General features: G+C 74.9%; 17 protein-coding genes and 1 pseudogene. 14 read left to right on the top strand and 4 right to left on the bottom strand.

Going from position 1 to position 16,630, the window contains the following annotated elements; genetic code table 11:
- The 6 genes and pseudogenes from PGB27_RS06885 to PGB27_RS06910 all read left to right on the top strand — a co-directional run.
- Nucleotides 1–452: pseudogene (locus PGB27_RS06885) on the top strand (hypothetical protein); the annotation flags it as partial.
- Nucleotides 453–619: 167 nt separating this feature from the next.
- Nucleotides 620–2,218, top strand: a complete 1,599-nt coding sequence (locus PGB27_RS06890) for a peptide ABC transporter substrate-binding protein (RefSeq protein ID WP_274199634.1) — start codon at nt 620–622, stop codon at nt 2,216–2,218.
- A gap of 3 nt (nt 2,219–2,221) precedes the next feature.
- Nucleotides 2,222–3,148: an ABC transporter permease gene (locus PGB27_RS06895; protein ID WP_274199635.1), complete on the top strand. Its 927-nt coding sequence runs from the start codon at nt 2,222–2,224 to the stop codon at nt 3,146–3,148.
- The gene (locus PGB27_RS06900; RefSeq protein ID WP_274199636.1) at nt 3,141–4,082 is read left to right on the top strand and encodes an ABC transporter permease; all 942 of its coding nucleotides are present in this window, start codon (nt 3,141–3,143) and stop codon (nt 4,080–4,082) included. The genes PGB27_RS06895 and PGB27_RS06900 overlap by 8 nt, the downstream gene beginning before the upstream one ends.
- Nucleotides 4,079–5,152, top strand: a complete 1,074-nt coding sequence (locus tag PGB27_RS06905) for an ABC transporter ATP-binding protein (RefSeq protein ID WP_408630025.1) — start codon at nt 4,079–4,081, stop codon at nt 5,150–5,152. The genes PGB27_RS06900 and PGB27_RS06905 overlap by 4 nt, the downstream gene beginning before the upstream one ends.
- Entirely contained in the window at nt 5,149–6,159 is a 1,011-nt protein-coding gene (locus tag PGB27_RS06910; RefSeq protein ID WP_274199638.1) for an ABC transporter ATP-binding protein, read from the top strand. The genes PGB27_RS06905 and PGB27_RS06910 overlap by 4 nt, the downstream gene beginning before the upstream one ends.
- 72 nt (nt 6,160–6,231) lie before the next feature.
- Here PGB27_RS06910 and PGB27_RS06915 read toward each other — a convergent pair whose 3' ends face one another.
- On the bottom strand, nt 6,232–6,798 hold the full coding sequence (locus PGB27_RS06915; RefSeq protein ID WP_274199639.1) for a GNAT family N-acetyltransferase: 567 nt from the start codon (nt 6,796–6,798) through the stop codon (nt 6,232–6,234).
- A 79-nt stretch (nt 6,799–6,877) separates the two neighbouring features.
- Here PGB27_RS06915 and mshB point away from each other — a divergent pair, with 79 nt between their 5' ends.
- From mshB to PGB27_RS06945, 6 genes are all read left to right on the top strand, one after another.
- The gene (mshB, locus tag PGB27_RS06920) at nt 6,878–7,738 is read left to right on the top strand and encodes an N-acetyl-1-D-myo-inositol-2-amino-2-deoxy-alpha-D-glucopyranoside deacetylase (protein WP_274199640.1); all 861 of its coding nucleotides are present in this window, start codon (nt 6,878–6,880) and stop codon (nt 7,736–7,738) included.
- Between the two features lie 50 nt (nt 7,739–7,788).
- The gene (locus PGB27_RS06925; protein ID WP_274199641.1) at nt 7,789–8,271 is read left to right on the top strand and encodes a hypothetical protein; all 483 of its coding nucleotides are present in this window, start codon (nt 7,789–7,791) and stop codon (nt 8,269–8,271) included.
- Nucleotides 8,272–8,300: 29 nt separating this feature from the next.
- Nucleotides 8,301–9,128: a hypothetical protein gene (locus tag PGB27_RS06930; RefSeq protein ID WP_274199642.1), complete on the top strand. Its 828-nt coding sequence runs from the start codon at nt 8,301–8,303 to the stop codon at nt 9,126–9,128.
- Between the two features lie 179 nt (nt 9,129–9,307).
- On the top strand, nt 9,308–9,628 hold the full coding sequence (fdxA, locus tag PGB27_RS06935) for a ferredoxin (RefSeq protein WP_116709287.1): 321 nt from the start codon (nt 9,308–9,310) through the stop codon (nt 9,626–9,628).
- 41 nt (nt 9,629–9,669) lie between these two features.
- The gene (gene dapC, locus PGB27_RS06940; RefSeq protein ID WP_274200120.1) at nt 9,670–10,788 is read left to right on the top strand and encodes a succinyldiaminopimelate transaminase; all 1,119 of its coding nucleotides are present in this window, start codon (nt 9,670–9,672) and stop codon (nt 10,786–10,788) included.
- Nucleotides 10,785–11,972, top strand: coding sequence for an MFS transporter (locus tag PGB27_RS06945; RefSeq protein WP_274199643.1), 1,188 nt, complete (start codon nt 10,785–10,787; stop codon nt 11,970–11,972). Before dapC ends, PGB27_RS06945 begins: the two co-directional genes overlap by 4 nt.
- A gap of 30 nt (nt 11,973–12,002) precedes the next feature.
- Here the strand turns inward: PGB27_RS06945 and PGB27_RS06950 are convergent, their stop codons facing one another.
- The 3 genes from PGB27_RS06950 to dapD are packed head-to-tail and all read right to left on the bottom strand — an operon-like array spanning nt 12,003 to nt 14,690.
- Nucleotides 12,003–13,181 (bottom strand): cation:proton antiporter, encoded by a 1,179-nt coding sequence (locus tag PGB27_RS06950; RefSeq protein ID WP_274199644.1) that lies wholly within the window; start codon nt 13,179–13,181, stop codon nt 12,003–12,005.
- A 7-nt stretch (nt 13,182–13,188) separates the two neighbouring features.
- A complete protein-coding gene (locus tag PGB27_RS06955; RefSeq protein ID WP_274199645.1) occupies nt 13,189–13,671 on the bottom strand; it encodes a cation:proton antiporter regulatory subunit in 483 nt (160 codons plus the stop codon).
- A 41-nt stretch (nt 13,672–13,712) separates the two neighbouring features.
- Entirely contained in the window at nt 13,713–14,690 is a 978-nt protein-coding gene (gene dapD / locus PGB27_RS06960) for a 2,3,4,5-tetrahydropyridine-2,6-dicarboxylate N-succinyltransferase (protein WP_274199646.1), read from the bottom strand.
- A gap of 36 nt (nt 14,691–14,726) precedes the next feature.
- Between dapD and PGB27_RS06965 the strand changes: the two genes are divergently transcribed.
- Together PGB27_RS06965 and dapE are read left to right on the top strand one after the other, a co-directional pair.
- Entirely contained in the window at nt 14,727–15,398 is a 672-nt protein-coding gene (locus PGB27_RS06965) for a DUF1275 family protein (RefSeq protein WP_274199647.1), read from the top strand.
- Nucleotides 15,399–15,472: 74 nt separating this feature from the next.
- Nucleotides 15,473–16,552, top strand: a complete 1,080-nt coding sequence (dapE, locus tag PGB27_RS06970) for a succinyl-diaminopimelate desuccinylase (RefSeq protein ID WP_274199648.1) — start codon at nt 15,473–15,475, stop codon at nt 16,550–16,552.
- The last annotated feature ends 78 nt before the right edge of the window (nt 16,553–16,630 follow it).

Genomic DNA, 16,630 nt, shown 5'->3' on the forward strand with positions numbered 1-16,630 from the left:
CGGCCGCGCCGACGAGCACGTCCCCGCCGACCAGCGCCGCGCCCCCCGCGTCGGCGACGGGGACCGCGCCGACGTCCACCGACGCCGCCGGCCCCTCCACCGCCGCGACGACGCCCGACGCCGACGAGGTCGAGGAGCTCGCCGAGGAGCTCGCCGAGCCCCAGGCCTCCGAGGCGCTGACGCCGTCCGGGTTCTGCGACCCGGCGCTGCAGTCGCTGCTCGACGCGGCGTCGTCCGGCGCCGTCTCCACCGACACCGCGCTCGCGCTCGCCGAGCCGTCGCTGTGGTCGTCGCTGCCGACGATCCCGCTCTTCCAGGCCGCGTCGGTGCTGGTCGGGCCCGCCGACCGGACCGACGTCGTCGTGCCGCCGCTCACCGAGAGCCCGTTCGCCGGCGCCGACCGGTGGACCCCGCCGCCCGCGACCCAGCGCGGCGACGACGGCATCAACTGACCCACGAGGGAGGTCAGCGTCCGGGACGGTTCACGTGAACGTTCCCGGCCACTCTTGCGGGCTTCTTGGTGAACGCTAAGGTTTCGCGCGACCGAGTGACGCGCCGTGACGACGCGGTCGCGCCGCGCGAGCGAGCCGGTCGGAACCGTCGAGGAGGAACGTTGTCGATGCGCCGTCTGGTCACGGCCGGGGCCGCCGCGCTGGCCGTGGCGCTGGTCGCCACCGCGTGTGGTGGGGGAGGGGGCGGCGACGACCCGTCCGCCCAGACGATCAGCATCGAGTGGGGCGAGCCCGAGAACCCGCTGATCCCGGGCAACACCACCGAGCAGAACGGCGGCGACGTCATCGACGCGCTGTTCGCCGGGCTCGTGAAGTACGACGTGGACACCGCCGACCCGAGCAACGAGGTCGCGGAGTCGATCACCACGACGGACAACCGGAACTTCACCATCCGGGTCAAGCCGGGCTGGACGTTCCACGACGGCACCCCGGTGACGGCGCAGAGCTTCGTCGACTCCTGGAACTGGACGGCCTACGGCCCCAACGCGGCCGAGGCGCAGTCGTTCATGGAGAAGATCGACGGCTACGACGAGGTCTCCACCGAGGCGCCGACCGCACCGACCATGCGCGGACTGCGCGTCGTCGACCCGCAGACGTTCACGGTGGCGCTCAAGGCGCCGTTCACGATCTTCCCGCTGACGCTCGGGTACTCCGCGTACTACCCGATGCCGCAGAAGTTCTTCACCGACCGCGCCGGCTACGAGGCCGCGCCGGTGGGCAACGGCGAGTTCCGGTTCGAGTCCCGCACGCCGAACCAGAACCTGACGCTGGTGCGCAACGACCAGTACGCGGGCTCGGTGAAGCCGCAGGCCCAGCGCCTGGAGTTCCGCGTCTACTCCGAGATCCAGACCGCCTACGACGACGTGGTGTCCGGGAACCTCGACCACGTCCGCGCGATGCCCAGCGCCGCCCTGGCCGGCGACCGGTGGCGCACCGACCTCGGGGCGGGGGCGCACCAGAAGGAGGGGCTGGTCACCGACTCGCTCGGCTTCCCGCTCTACGACCCGCGCTTCGCCAACCCGGACCTGCGCAAGGCCATCTCGATGGCCATCGACCGGCAGGCGATCGTGAACCAGATCTTCGGCGGGGTGTACCGGCCGGCCACCGGCTACGCGACGTCGGCCGCCGAGGGCTACGTGCCGGGCCAGTGCGGGGAGTCCTGCACCTTCGACCCGCAGCGCGCCCAGCAGCTGCTCGCCCAGGCCGGCGGCTTCCAGGGCCCGCTGACCCTGACCGCCAACTCCGACGGAGGGCACGACCCGTACATGCAGGCCGTCGCCAACAGCATCCGTCAGACCCTCGGCATCGACGCCCGGTACACCCCGGTGCCGTCGTTCTCCGAGCAGCGGCGCCTGGCCAACGACCGCGGGTTCACCGGCCTGTTCCGCAACGGCTGGCAGGGCGACTACCCGAGCATCGAGACGTTCCTGACGCAGCTGTACCGCACGAACGCCTCGACGAACGACTACGTGTACTCGAACCCCGCGGTGGACGCCGCGCTGAGCCAGGCCGACCAGGCCCCGGACATCGCGACCGCCGACCAGGGCTACGCCGCGGCCGAGCGCCTCGTCCTCGGCGACATGCCGAACATCCCGCTGTGGAGCCGCCCGGTGATCTACGGCAACTCCGCGCGGGTGGCCGAGGCCGAGCACAACCCGCTCAACCGGCAGGACACCACGACCTACCGGCTCAACCCGCAGGGCTGACGCGTGGGCCGCTACACCCTGCGGCGCCTGCTGCAGCTCGTCCCGGTGTTCCTCGGGACGACCTTCATCGTCTACGTCCTGGTCTGGGGTCTGTCCGACGACCCGTTCGCGGGCAAGTGCGGGCAGCGGGAGTGCTCGGCCTCCTACGTCGCCCAGATGACCGAGCGGTACAACCTCGACGACCCGCTGGTCCTGCAGTACCTCAAGTACCTCGGTGCCCTGCTGACCGGCGACTTCGGGCAGACGTTCTCCGGGACCGAGGTGTCGACCCTCATCGCCGACGCCTACCCGGTGACGATCCAGCTGGCCCTGGTGGCCGTGGTGATCGAGGCCCTCATCGGCGTCGCGGCCGGTGTGCTCACCGGCCTGCGCGGGCGCGGGTTCGTCGACAACCTCGTGCTCGTCTCGACCCTGGTGCTCATCGCGCTGCCGGTCTTCGTCACCGGCCTCGTCCTGCGCCAGGTGCTCGGGGTGGAGCTCGGGTGGATCCGGCCCTCGGTGCCCGGCGACCCGACGATCGGGCAGCTCATCGTCCCCGGCTTCGTGCTGGGGAGCCTGTCCATGGCCTACGTCGCCCGCCTGACGCGCACGAGCCTCGTCGAGAACGCCCGCGCCGACTTCGTGCGCACCGCGGTCGCCAAGGGCCTCCCGCGCCGCCGCGTGGTCGGGGTGCACATGCTGCGCAACTCCCTCATCCCGGTGGTGACCTTCCTCGGCTACGACGTCGGCGCGCTCATGGGCGGGGCGATCGTCACCGAGGGCGTGTTCAACATCCGCGGCATCGGCGGGCTCGTCTTCCGGGGCATCCAGCAGCAGGACATCGCCACCGTCGTGGGGATCGTGTCCCTGCTCGTCGTCGTGTTCCTGCTGGCGAACCTGCTCGTCGACCTGCTCTACGCCGTGCTCGACCCGAGGATCCGCTATGACTGAGACCGCACCGGGCCTCCGCACGGCCGGGGCCGCCGCGTCGACGGGGACCGGCCCGGACGCCGAGCCCACCGGCGGGCTGTGGGCCGACGGGTGGGACCAGCTGCGCCACCGCCCCCTGTTCTGGATCGCCTCGACGCTCATCGGGGTCCTGCTCGTGATGGCGCTCTTCCCGACGCTGTTCACCTCGGTGGATCCGCAGGCGGCCGACCTCGCCCTCTCGGGCGCCGACCCGTCGCCGGACGCGATCTTCGGCCGGGACCTCCAGGGCCACGACATCTACGCGCGGGCCATCCACGGCGCCGCGCCGACGTTGACCGTCGGGCTGCTCGCGAGCCTGGGCACGGTCGTCCTCGGATCCGTGGCCGGGCTCGCCGCGGGCTACGTCGGCGGCTGGGGCGACAGCGTCATCTCGCGGTTCGCCGAGGTGTTCGCGGGCCTGCCGTTCATCCTCGGCGGCATCGTCATCCTCACGACGTTCAACAAGCCGGGACAGATCGTCGGCGAGGTCCGCATCGTCACGCAGGTGGTGCTGACGATCGTCGTGCTGTCCTGGCCGCTGGCCATGCGCATCATGCGCGCGGCGGCGCTGGAGGCCGTCCAGCAGGACTACGTCAAGGCCGCCCGCGCCCTCGGGGCGGGGCCGTGGCGCATCGTGGCCCGCCACATCCTGCCGAACACGCTGGCCCCGGTGCTGGTGTTCGCCACCATCCAGTTCGGGGTGTTCATCGGCGCCGAGGCCACGCTGTCGTTCCTCGGCATCGGGCTGCGCGACCCGGTGGTGTCGTGGGGCGTGATGATCTCCGAGGCCCAGGAGCGCGTCGCCGACATCCCCCAGGCGCTGTTCTTCCCGGCGGCCTTCCTGGTCGTCGCGGTGCTCGCCTTCGTCATGCTCGGCGACGCCGTGCGCGACGCCTTCGACCCGAGGGGACGGTGACCGCCGTGAGCGGGGCCCGCCTGCTGGAGGTCGACGACCTCCGCGTCGAGTTCGGCCGCGGCCCGGACACCGCGCACGTGCTCAACGGCGTCGGCTACCACGTCGACGAGGGCGAGACGCTCGCGGTGCTCGGCGAGTCGGGGTCGGGCAAGAGCGTCACCGCGCAGACGATCATGGGCATCCTCGACGCCCCGCCGGGGCGCATCACCGGCGGCTCGGTGCGCTTCCGCGGCGAGGAGCTGCTCGGCGCCGACCCCGAGCGTCGCCGGCTCCTGCGCGGCGAGTCGATGGCGATGATCTTCCAGGACGCGCTGTCGGCGCTGAACCCCGTCTACACGGTGGGCTTCCAGATCGCCGAGCAGTTCCGCTTCCGCCGCGGGATGTCGCGCAGGGACGCGATGGTGCGCGCGGCGGAGATGCTCGACCTCGTGCGCATCCCGAACGCCCAGCAGCGCGTCAAGGAGTACCCGCACCAGTTCTCGGGCGGCATGCGGCAGCGGGCGATGATCGCGATGGCGCTGGCGCTGGACCCCGAGCTGCTCATCGCCGACGAGCCGACGACGGCCCTCGACGTCACCGTGCAGGCGCAGATCATGGAGCTGCTCGACGAGCAGCGCCGCGAGCGGGGGATGGGGCTGATCCTCATCACCCACGACCTCGGGGTGGTCGCGGAGGTCGCCGACCGGATCGCGGTGATGTACGCCGGGCGGATCGTCGAGCACACCGACGCCACGACGCTCTACGCGCACCCCGGGCACCCGTACACGCGCGGGCTCATGGAGTCGGTGCCGCGCGTGGACAGTGGCGCCGGCGGGGTCGCGGGCGCCCCGCTGCGCCCGATCCCGGGCCTCCCGCCGAGCCTCGCGGCGATCCCGAACGGCTGCCCGTTCCACCCGCGCTGCGCGTCCGCGGTGGACGTGTGCACCGACGAGGTGCCGCCGCTGCGGGAGATCGGGCCCGCGTCCGCCACCCAGCACGCCACCGAGCACCAGGCCGCCTGCCACTTCGCCGAGCGCTTCGCCGCCGAGGGGTCCGACCGGCCGTCGACGCAGGAGGTGGTGTCGCGGTGAGCACCGAGCCCGTCCTGTCCGTGCGCGACCTGGTCAAGCACTTCCCGGTCACCCGCGGCGTGCTGTTCCGCAAGACCGTCGGCCACGTCCGCGCCGTCGACGGGGTGTCGCTGGACCTGCACCCGGGCGAGACGCTCGGGGTGGTCGGGGAGTCGGGCTGCGGCAAGTCGACGCTCGCCCAGGTGCTCATGCGCCTCATCCCGCCCACGAGCGGGACGGCGACCTTCGAGGGCGAGGACCTGTTCGCCAAGCGCGGCTCGGCGCTGACCGCGTGGCGCCGCGACATGCAGATCGTCCTGCAGGACCCCTACACCTCGCTGAACCCGCGCAAGACGGTCGGCGACATCGTCGGCGAGCCCTTCGACATCCACCCCGAGGTGGCGCCCAAGGCCGACCGGCAGCGGCGCGTGCAGGAGCTGCTCGAGGTCGTCGGCCTCAACCCGGAGCACATCCGGCGCTACCCGCACCAGTTCTCCGGCGGGCAGCGCCAGCGCATCGGGATCGCGCGGGCGCTGGCGCTGCGGCCCAAGGTCATCGTGTGCGACGAGCCGGTGTCGGCGCTCGACGTCTCGATCCAGGCGCAGGTGCTCAACCTGCTCTCGGAGCTGCAGCGCGAGTTCGGGCTGGCCTACCTGTTCATCGCCCACGACCTCGGCGTCGTGCGCCACCTCTGCGACCGGGTCGCGGTGATGTACCTCGGGTCGATCGTCGAGACCGGGACCGCCGAGGAGATCTACACGCGGGCGTCGCACCCGTACACGCAGGCGCTGCTGTCGTCGGTGCCGGTGCCCGACCCGTCGCTGCGCGGGCGCCGCGAGCCGATCCGGCTCGAGGGCGACGTGCCGAGCCCCGTCGACCCGCCCTCGGGCTGCCGGTTCCGCACGCGCTGCCCCAAGGCGGCGACGATCTGCGCGCAGGACCCGCCGGCCCTCGAGGTGCGCCCGTCGACCGACCACCCCGCCGCCTGCCACTTCGCGGAACCCCCGCACCTGGTGCGCGCGGAGTAGCACGCCCCGTGTCAGCGAAGTGCCGTCGCTGACACCCAGTGTCCGTATCGGTACTTCGATCACCGCGAGACGCTAGATCCCCCGCCCGTCCTGGGCGAGGACGCTCGCGGCGGGCCAGTCGGTCAGCGGGCGGCCCGCCGCGTGCACCATGGCCGGGTCCTGGTCGGTGACGACGCAGTCGTCGATGCTGACCATGCGCACGGCGACGCCGGGCAGCCGCGTCCACCCCACGGCCCGGTAGAAGCCCTCGACATCGGGTCCGCAGGTCAGGAACCCGAACGGGACGTCGAGGCCCACGAGCGTGTCGACGACCTGCGCCATCAGCGCCCGGCCGACGCCGCCGCGGTGCTGGTCGGGGTCGACGGCGACGAGGCCGACGTGGCCGACGAGGACGTCGCGACCCGGTCCGTGGTGCGGGTCGGCGCGCAGGAACCGGCGGATGATCCCGGCGTGGGCGACGGGGACGCCGCCGTCGCGGGCGACGATCCGCAGCTCGGGGCGCGCGCCGGTCCAGCTGCGGCCCCCGACCAGCCGGTCCGTCTCGGCGGGGTAGGCCCGCGCCAGGAGCGCGGTCAGCGGCTCGTGCTCCGCGTCGTCCAGGTCGGTCTCCCAGGACACCGACCACACCAGCTCCGTCACCGCTCTCCTCCCGCGCGCCGCTGTGACGTCATACCCGGTGGCCGCGCCCGCCGCGTCGAGCACCTACGGTCACGTGCTCGTGAGCCCCGGTCCGCTGCTGCTCGTCCACGCCCACCCGGACGACGAGACGATCACCTGTGGCGGCGTGATGGCCCTCGCGACCGCGGCGGGCGTGCCGGTGACGCTCGTGACGTGCAACCGCGGCGAGCAGGGCGAGGTGATCCCGCCCGAGCTGGCGCACCTGTCCGGCGCGGCGCTGGGGGAGCACCGCGAGGGCGAGCTCGCGGCGGCGTGCGCGGCGCTGGGCGTCACCGACCACCGCTGGCTCGCGGGCGCCGGGACGTGGCAGGACTCGGGGATGGAGCGCGTGGGCGAGGGCATCCTCGCGGCCGCGCCGGCGGTCATCGCGGCGGGCGCGTTCGCAGGCCCGGACGGGTTCGACGCGCAGGTCGCGTCGCTGACCGACGTGCTGCGCGAGGTGCGGCCGCAGGTGGTGGTGACCTACGACGCGCACGGCGGCTACGGCCACCCCGACCACGTGCGGGCCCACGACATCACGATGGCCGCGGTGGAGGCCGTCGACCCGGACGCGGCCACGGTCACCGTCGTCGCCACCGCCGCACCGCGCGACGAGGTCGCCGCCGGGCTCGCGGTGCTGCGGCGCCGGTCGTGGCTCGGGCTGCCCGTGCCGCCCGTCGAGGACCTGCCGACGGTGCCCGACGCGACGATCACGACCCGGGTGCCGCTGGGCAGGGCGCGCGTCCGCAAGCTCGCCGCGCTGCGCGCCCACGCCACCCAGATCGCGGTGTACGACGACGGCCGCGAGCCGCCGGTGTTCGCGCTGTCGAACGGCCTCGCCCAGCCCGTGCTGCCCGTGGAGTGCTTCGTGCACCTGCGCGGTCCGGCGAGCCCGCCGGACGACCTGTTCCCGCCCTCGTGAGCGGGTCCGGGGGGAGCCCAGCCGGGGGGAGCGAGGGAGTCCCCGGGCGCGTGGCAGGCAGCGAGGGTGACCCACGCTCCACCACCACCACCACCACCACCGGCGCCGACGACCCGCGCACCCCCACCCTGCCGCCCGTCGTGGCCATCGTGGCCGTGGTCCTGCTGGCGATCGACGCGGTGCTGCTCGCGTGGACCGAGATGGCGTGGCTGACCCTGCGCACCGCCGACGCCGGGATCCCGCTGCCGCTCGCGGCGCTGGTGGCGCTGGTGACGACGCCGGTGCTCGTGCTCGCCGCGGACGCGGCGCGCCCCCGGGGGCGCGCGGCGGCGGTGCCGCTGGCGGCGTGGACGCTGACCGTCCTCGTCGCGGGGCTGTGGAGCCCCGCGGGCGCGGGCGTGCTGCCGCCGGACTGGCGCGCGGTCCTGCTGCTCGGCGCCGGGGTCGTGCCGGGCGCGCTGGCGCTGTCGTGGCGCTCGGCGCGGGCCGCCCGTCGCGCCGAGCGCGTCCCCGCGCCGTCCGCCGACGGTTGAGCCGGGCGGCGGTCGGGAAACGAGCCGCCATGCCCGCCATCCCGGACGAGCACGTCGTCCGCGTCCTGCGTCCGTTCGTGGCCGCCACCGGCCCGGTGCTGCGCGGCCTGCGCGACGCCGACCCCTTCCGCCTCGGTCGCCTGGCCCGCCGCCGCGCGCTCGAGCTGCAGCAGGGCGGTCACGAGACGGCCCCGGTGCCGACGACCCGCCGCGGCAAGGTCGGGCGGGCCTTCCGCACCGTGCGCGCCCGGGTGCTCGACCGCCTGGCCACCTCCAAGCTGCCCGGCACCCCGCGCTGGCAGGCGATGAGCCCCGAGGAGCGCGACCGGTGGTGGGTGTCGCGGGTCGGCCGCTTCACCTCGGTGGTCGCCTCGATCCCGGGCATCGGCGGCGCCCTGGCGCGCCGGCTGCCCGTCTCGGACATCCTCGGGCTCGCCGCGCAGGGCCTCGTCGTCTGCGCGATCGCGAGCGAGCACGGCATGGACGGGCGCGACGAGCAGGTGCGCCTGCTCGCGTCGGTGCTCTTCGGCCGTGACGTCGACCCGCGCCGCCACGGTGACCCGCACGCCGCCGACGTCGAGCGCGAGGCCGGCGAGCTGGCGGGGGCGGTGAGCACCGAGCGCGAGGAGCGCGGGCACCTGTCCGCGCTGGCCAGCGCCCTGTGGCGCATGGGCAAGACGCTCTGGGGCCTGCAGGGCGAGCTGGACCGGCGCCCGCAGGGCAACCGGTTCTGGCGCGCGCTGGCCAACCTGCCCGTCGTCGGGGCCCTCGCGAGCTACCGCAGCGAGCGCTCCGGGCTCAAGCGGGCCGCCCGCGCGGCGGCGCGGTGGGTGGCGCGTGAGCAGGGCAGGGCCTGACGGGGCACCCGGGGTGTGACCGCCGACATGCCGCTGTGCGGCAATCTGGACGCCCCCGCACGGGCATGACGCGGCGACGACCGGAATACTCGCCGCAGACGTGCCCCGAGGCCGCGTGACACCACCACGCGTGGGTCCGGGTCGTGTCGGACTTTCGTGAGTGAGGAGCAGGAGCAGACGTGACGTACGTGATCGCCGAACCGTGTGTCGACGTGCTCGACAAGGCGTGCATCGAGGAATGCCCTGTCGACTGCATCTACGAGGGGGGTCGGATGATGTACATCCACCCCGACGAGTGCGTCGACTGCGGGGCGTGCGAGCCGGTCTGCCCGGTGGAGGCCATCTACTACGAGGACGACGTCCCGGACCAGTGGTCGGTCTACACCCAGGCGAACGTCGACTTCTTCGACGAGCTGGGCTCGCCCGGCGGCGCCTCCAAGGTCGGCAAGGTCGACCGCGACGCGGGCCCGGTGCCCGACCTGCCGCCGCAGGGGGAGTGACTGCGCGGGAGACGGGGCGGAGCGGAGCTCGACCCGTGAGGATGCCGACGAGCGTCCGGTTCCCGGCGCTCCCGGACTTCCCCTGGGACAGCCTGGCCGGGGCCGCCGCGGTCGCGCGCGGCCACCCGGACGGGGTCGTCGACCTGTCGGTCGGCACGCCCGTCGACCCCGTGCCTGCCGCGGTGGGCGAGGCCCTGCGCGTCGCGTGGGACTCCCCGGGCTACCCGCAGACCTGGGGCACGCCGGCGCTGCGCCGGGCCGCGGTCGAGGCCCTCGGACGCCGGCACGGCGCCGCCGCGTCGGCCGGTGAGGGTCTGGACCCCGACGCCGTGCTGCCCACCATCGGCTCCAAGGAGCTGGTGGCGTGGCTGCCGACGCTGCTGGGACTGGGGGCGGGCGACCTCGTCGCCTTCCCCGACCTCGCCTACCCCACCTACGAGGTCGGCGCCCAGCTCGCCGGTGCCCACCCGGCGCGGGTGGGCGACGACGAGCCGCTGCCCGCGGGCACGCGGCTGGTCTGGCTGAACTCGCCGTCGAACCCCACCGGGCGCGTCCTCGACGCCGCCGCCCTCACCGCGCGGGTGGCCGAGGCCCGGGAGCTCGGGGCCGTCGTCGCCGCCGACGAGTGCTACCTCGCCCTGCCCGGGCCCGGGGTGGTGACGACGTCGGTGCTCGACCCGGTCGTGCACGGCGGCGACCTCACCGGCCTGCTCGCGGTGCACTCGCTGTCGAAGACGTCGAACCTCGCGGGCTACCGCGCGGGCCTCGTCGTCGGTGACCCCGCGCTGGTGGCCGGCCTGCTGCAGGTCCGCAAGCACGCCGGGATGATCGTGCCGCGCCCCGTGCAGGAGGCGATGACGGCTGCACTCACCGACGACGTCCACGTCGCGGACGCCCGCGCGCGCTACGACGCCCGCCGCGCGGTCCTGCGCCCCGCGCTCGAGGCCGCCGGCCTGCGCGTCGAGCACTCCGAGGCCGGCCTGTACCTCTGGGCGACCGCCGGCGAGCCGTGCCGCGCCACCGTCGACCGCCTCGCCGCGCGCGGTGTCCTCGTCGCCCCCGGCGAGTTCTACGGGCCCGCGGGCGCGTCCCACGTGCGCGTCGCGCTGACGGCCTCCGACGAGGGGATCGCCGCGGCCGCGCGACGCCTGGCGGAGTGACACCCCCGGAGACCCGGCAGCCGGTGCGGCCGGTCGTCGTCCTCCTCGCGGTCCTCGCGCTGGGCCTCAACCTGCGTGCCGCGCTGTCGGCCTATCCGCCGCTGCTGGAGACGATCCGCGCCGACCTGGGTGTCTCGGCGGGGTTCGCGGGGCTCGTGCAGGCCGCGACCATCCTCATGATGGGCGCCGGCTCGTTCGCCGCGCCCGCCCTCGCCCGCCGGACGGGACGCGAGCAGGCGGCGGCGCTGGGCGTGTCGGCGATCGCGCTCGGCACGCTGACCCACGGGCTGCCCGCGGCGGTGCCCCTGCTGGTCGGGAGCCTCGCGATCGGGCTGGGCATCGGCGTCGTCGGCGTCGCGATCACCGGCGTCGTCCGCGACCACCTGCCCGACCGCGCCGGTGCCGCCACCGGCCTCTACACGGTCTCGATGATGGGCGGCGCCACCGTCGCCTCGCTGACCGCGCTGCCGCTGCAGGACCTGCTCGGCGGGTGGTGGTGGGCGCTCGCGGCCTGGACGGTGCCCGCCGTGCTCGCGCTGGTGGTGTGGTGGCCGGCGACCCGGCGTCTGCACGACGTGACGCAGGCGCCGCCGGTCCGGCTGCCGTGGCGCAACCGGTTCGCGCGGCTCGCGGTGCTGTTCCAGGCGATGTCGTCGGTGCAGTTCTACGGGTGGCTGACCTGGCTCGCCCCGCTCTACGAGGCGCAGGGCTCCTCGACCGCCCGCGCGGCGGTCGTGCTGTCGGTGTGGAACGTCGTCCAGATCCCCGCGGCCCTGCTCGTGCCGCTCCTGGCCGAGCGCCGGCGGGCCTGGGCGCCGTGGGCGGCGTTCTGCGTCGTGTGCGCCGGGGTCGGCGTGGTGGGGATCCTCGTGGCGCCCGTGCTGCCGATCGTGGGGCCGTGGCCCTGGGTGGTGCTCGCGTCGGTGGCGGTGGGCGCGGGCTTCCCGCTGGGCCTCGCCGTGGTCGCCTGGCGCACCCCGGACGGCGCGACGTCGGCGTCGGTGTCGGCGCTGACCCTCGGCTCGGCGTACGTCCTCGCCGCGCTCGCCCCGCCGGTCATGGGCGTGCTCATCGACCTCGCGGGGTTCCGGGCGGCGCTGGTGGTCATCCTGGCCGCCGTGGTCGTGCAGGGCGTCGCGGTCGTGCGGCTGGGCCCGCGACGGGTCACCTACGAGGACTCCTGAGCTCCCGACCCTCCGGGCCCGCCGCTCGGGTCAGCCCGGCGACGGCCGCACACGGCGCGTGAGCGCGGCGTGCACGGGTTCGACGACCCGCGCGGCGACCGGGCCCAGGATGGCCATGAGCAGCACGTACGTCGTCGCCAGCGGCGCGAGGCCGGGATCGACGGAGCCGGTGGTCAGCGCGAGCCCGGCGATGACGATCGAGAACTCGCCGCGGGCCACGAGCGCCGCGCCCGCGCGCCAGCGGCCGAGCCGCCCGACCCCGATCTGGCGGGCGGCGAACCAGCCCGCGCCGAGCTTCGTCGCCGTCGACACGATCGCCAGCACGATCGCGGCCGGCAGCACCGCGGGGATCTGGCGCGGGTCGGTGTTGAGGCCGAAGACGACGAAGAACACCGCCGCGAACAGGTCCCGCAGCGGGGCGAGCACGCGCGTGGCGCTCTCCGCGGTGTCCTCGGAGATCGCGATGCCGAGCAGGAACGCCCCGACGCCGGCCGAGACCTGCAGCTGCGAGGCGACGCCGGCCACCAGCAGCGCGATGCCGAACACGCGCAGCAGGAACACCTCGGAGCTCGGGGACTCGACGACCGCCGAGACCACCCGCCCGAACCGCAGCGCGACGACGAGCACGATGACCAGGAGCACGACGGCGATCGCGACCGTGCGCAGCCCCGCCGCGAAGCCCAGCGCGGCGAGCGCGGCGGTGGTGATCGGGAGGTAGAGCGCCATCGCGAGGTCCTCCATGACGAGGACCGACAGCACGGCCGGGGTCTCCCGGTTGCCCAGCCGGCCGAGCTCGTCGAGGACCTTCGCGACGATGCCCGACGACGACACCCACGTCACCCCGGCCATGGCGAGCGCGCCCAGCGGGCCCCAGCCCAGGATCAGCGCGGTGATGGCCCCGGGCGCGGCGTTGAGGACCATGTCGACGATCCCGGCGAGCCACGACCGCCGCAGGCCGCCGATGAGGTCGGAGGCGGAGTACTCGAGGCCCAGCAGCAGGAGCAGCAGGACGACGCCGACCTCGCTGGCGACGCCGGTGAAGGGCTCGATGCCCTCCAGCGGCACGAGCCCGCCCGACCCGAAGGCCAGCCCGCCGAGCAGGTAGAGCGGGATCGGCGAGATGCCCAGGCGCCCGGCGACCCGCCCGAGCACGCCGAGCCCGAAGAACAGCGCGCCCAGCTCGATGAGCGAGAGGGCGGTCGAGTGCACCCGACGATCAGCCGTTCTCGAGGATCGCCGCGGCCTGGCCGAGGCCCTCGCCGGTGCCCACCACGACGACGAGGTCGCCCGCGACGAACACGAACTCCGGGCCCGGCGACGGCGACACGACGTGGTCGCGCACCACGGCGACGATCGACGTGCTCGTGCGCGTGCGCATGGCCGTGTCGCCCAGCGGGCGACCGTCGTACGGCGAGCCCGCCCCGACCGGGAACTGCGCGGTGCTGATGCCCTCGACCTCGCGCTGCTGGTCCTGCAGCTGCGCGACGAGGTTCGGCGCGCCCAGCAGGGTCCCGAGCGCCTGGCCCTCGGCGTCCGACAGCGCCACCGACGCGCTGCACGCGTCCGGGTCGTCGCGTCCCGACACCAGGAGCTCCCGGTGCCCGTCGCGGTGGGTCAGCACCCCGATCCGGCGCCCGGACGCGGTGTCGAACTCCTGCTTGGTGCCGATCCCGGGCAGCCGGGTGACCTCCACGTCCACACGTCCACCCTACGAGCCGGTAGGGCGGCGCGCCGGGGCGGTCAGTTCTTGTGCAGGGCGGCGTTGAGCTCCACCCGCGCGCCCTCGGTGCGCGGCAGGGCGTGCACGGTGCCGGTGGTCGAGTCGCGGCGGAACAGCAGGCCGGGACGTCCGGAGAGCTCGACGGCCTTGACCACGGTGCCGTCGTCCAGCGTCACCCGCGTGCCCGCGGTGACGTAGAGGCCGGCCTCGACGACGCAGTCGTCGCCGAGCGAGATCCCGATGCCGGCGTTGGCGCCCAGCAGGCAGCGCTCGCCGATGGCGATGACCTCCTTGCCGCCGCCCGAGAGCGTCCCCATGATCGACGCTCCGCCGCCGACGTCCGAGCCGTCGCCGATGACCACGCCGCCGGAGATGCGGCCCTCGACCATCGAGGTGCCCAGCGTCCCGGCGTTGAAGTTGACGAAGCCCTCGTGCATCACGGTCGTGCCGCTCGCGAGGTGCGCGCCGAGGCGCACGCGGTCGGCGTCGCCGATGCGCACGCCGGAGGGGATGACGTAGTCGACCATGCGCGGGAACTTGTCCACCGCGTAGACGGTGACCGGCCCGCGGGCGCGCAGCCGGGCACGGACGATCTCGAACTCGGGCACCGGGCAGGGGCCGTGGTTGGTCCACACGACGTTGGCGAGGTGGCCGAAGATGCCGGTCAGGTCGACGCCGTGGGGCTGCACGAGGCGGTGCGAGAGCAGGTGCAGGCGCAGGTAGACGTCGTACGCCGAGGCGGGCGGGCCGGTGAGGTCGGCGACGGTGCGCACGGCGACGACCTCGACGCCGCGGTCCCGGTCGGTGCCCAGGGCGTCGACCAGCGACGGCTCGAGCTCCCCGGCCGGCACGACCACGGTGCCCGGCTCCTCGGCCATGTCGTCGCCCGCGTCGACCAGCTCGGGCAGCGGGTACCAGGTGTCGAGGACGGTGCCGTCGAGGGCGACGGTGGCCAGTCCGACGCCGAGGGCGCGGGACGGCGGCGCGGGGGTGCTCATCGCGCGCCAGGCTAGTCGTCCGCCAGGCTGGCGGCCGTGACCGCACCGGCGACCGGGGCGACCCGGCGCGCGCCCGGCCGGGTGGCGACCGCCTCGACCCTGCTGGCCGCCGTCGCCGGTGTCGTCGACCTCTGGGCGGTGACGAGCCTGGGCGGGCCGTTCGCGGGGGTCGTCACCGGCAACCTCGTCACGGCCGGCGGGGCGGCGGGCCGGGGCGACACGCGCGCGCTGTGGCCGCCGGCGCTCGCGGTGCTCGGGTTCGCCGTCGGGGTCGTGGTGTGGTCGTACGCGTGGCGCCGCCGCGCCGGGTCCGTCGCCCGGCCGCTCCTCGCGGAGCTGGTCGTGCTCGTCGCGCTCGCGGTGGCGTGGGTGCTGGTCGGGGCCACCGCGTCGGGGGCCGTGGTCCTCGTCCTGCTGGCCGCGGCGTCGCTCGCGATGGGCGCCCAGAGCGCCACGGCGCTGCGGCTCGGGGAGTCGACGACGTACCTCACCGGCACGCTCACCGGGGGCCTCGCGGCGCTCGTCGCCGGCGGGTCGCGCGGGCGGGTGGTCGCGCTGCGCCAGCTCGGCGCGCTCGTCGGCGGCGCCGCCGTCGCGGCGGTCCTGCTCGACGTCGCGCGGTGGTCGGTGCCCGTGCTCGCGGTCGTGCTGCTGGTCGCGGCGCTCGGGGTGCTGGGGCGGCCGCGGCGCGACCCGTCCGGGGGCTGACGGTGAGCGCCCGACCGGGTGAGGGGGCGGGACCTGCGCCGGACGGACCGAACACCCGGTTAGCCTCCGGCAGCGTGAGTGCCCCGCCCGTGACCCTCGACCTGCTCGCCGACCCGGTGTCGCTGACCGCCGCGCTGGTCGACGTCCCGAGCGTGTCCGGCGACGAGGAGGCTCTCGCCGACGCGGTCCAGGCCGCGCTGTCGAGCCAGGCGCCGCACCTGGAGCTGCTGCGCTCGGGGCAGGCGCTCCTCGCCCGCACGCGCCTCGGACGCCCGCGCCGGGTGCTGCTCGCCGGGCACCTCGACACCGTCCCGATCGCCGACAACGTCCCCTCCCGGCGCGACGGCGGGACGCTGTACGGCTGCGGGACGAGCGACATGAAGTCCGGGGTGGCGGTGATGACCCACCTCGCCGCCGCGCTCGTCGAGCCCGCGCACGACGTCACGCTGGTGCTCTACGACTGCGAGGAGGTCGAGGCGTCGCGCAACGGCCTCGGGCGCCTCGAGCGCGAGCACCGCGACTGGCTCGACGCCGACCTCGCGCTGCTCGGCGAGCCGACGTCCGGCCAGGTCGAGGCGGGGTGCCAGGGCACGCTGCGGGTGGTGGTGCGCACCGAGGGCCGTCGCGCGCACTCGGCGCGCTCGTGGCTGGGGACGAACGCGATCCACGCCGCGGCACCGGTGCTGACGCGGCTGGCGGAGTACACCGCGCGCGAGGTCGACATCGACGGCTGCGTCTACCGCGAGGGCCTGCAGGCGGTGAAGGTCGCCGGCGGGGTGGCGGGCAACGTCGTGCCCGACGTCTGCGAGGTGACGGTCAACTTCCGCTTCGCGCCCGACCGCTCGCTCGACGACGCGCGCGTCCACGTCGCGGAGGTGCTCGCGGGGTACGACCTCACGGAGACCGACGCCTCCCCGGGCGCGCTGCCGGGGCTGTCGGCGCCCGCCGCGGCCGACTTCGTCACGGCGACCGGGACCGTGCCCGTCGCGAAGTACGGGTGGACCGACGTCGCCCGGTTCGCGGCGCTCGGCATCCCGGCGCTGAACTTCGGCCCGGGCGACCCGAACCTCGCCCACACGCGCGAGGAGTCGGTGCCGGTCGCGGCGATCTCCGAGGCCGCCGACGTCCTGCGCACCTATCTCACGCGCGCCTGAGCCGTCGTCTCGTTCCGACCGAAGGGCACCTCCGCTCGATCTACCGGTCGAGAGGCGCCCTTCGCCGGAACGGTGCGA

The organism is Actinomycetospora lemnae (genome assembly GCF_028737315.1).
GTDB lineage: Bacteria > Actinomycetota > Actinomycetes > Mycobacteriales > Pseudonocardiaceae > Actinomycetospora > Actinomycetospora lemnae.

Excerpts from the sequence above, each read along its gene's own strand:
- PGB27_RS06890 (WP_274199634.1), top strand. The coding sequence starts at position 620 with ATGCGCCGTCTGGTCACGGCCGGGGCCGCCGCGCTGGCCGTGGCGCTG.
- PGB27_RS06900 (WP_274199636.1), top strand. The coding sequence starts at position 3,141 with ATGACTGAGACCGCACCGGGCCTCCGCACGGCCGGGGCCGCCGCGTCG.
- PGB27_RS06930 (WP_274199642.1), top strand. The coding sequence starts at position 8,301 with ATGCCCGCCATCCCGGACGAGCACGTCGTCCGCGTCCTGCGTCCGTTC.
- dapC (WP_274200120.1), top strand. The coding sequence starts at position 9,670 with ATGCCGACGAGCGTCCGGTTCCCGGCGCTCCCGGACTTCCCCTGGGAC.
- dapD (WP_274199646.1), bottom strand. The coding sequence starts at position 14,690 with ATGAGCACCCCCGCGCCGCCGTCCCGCGCCCTCGGCGTCGGACTGGCC.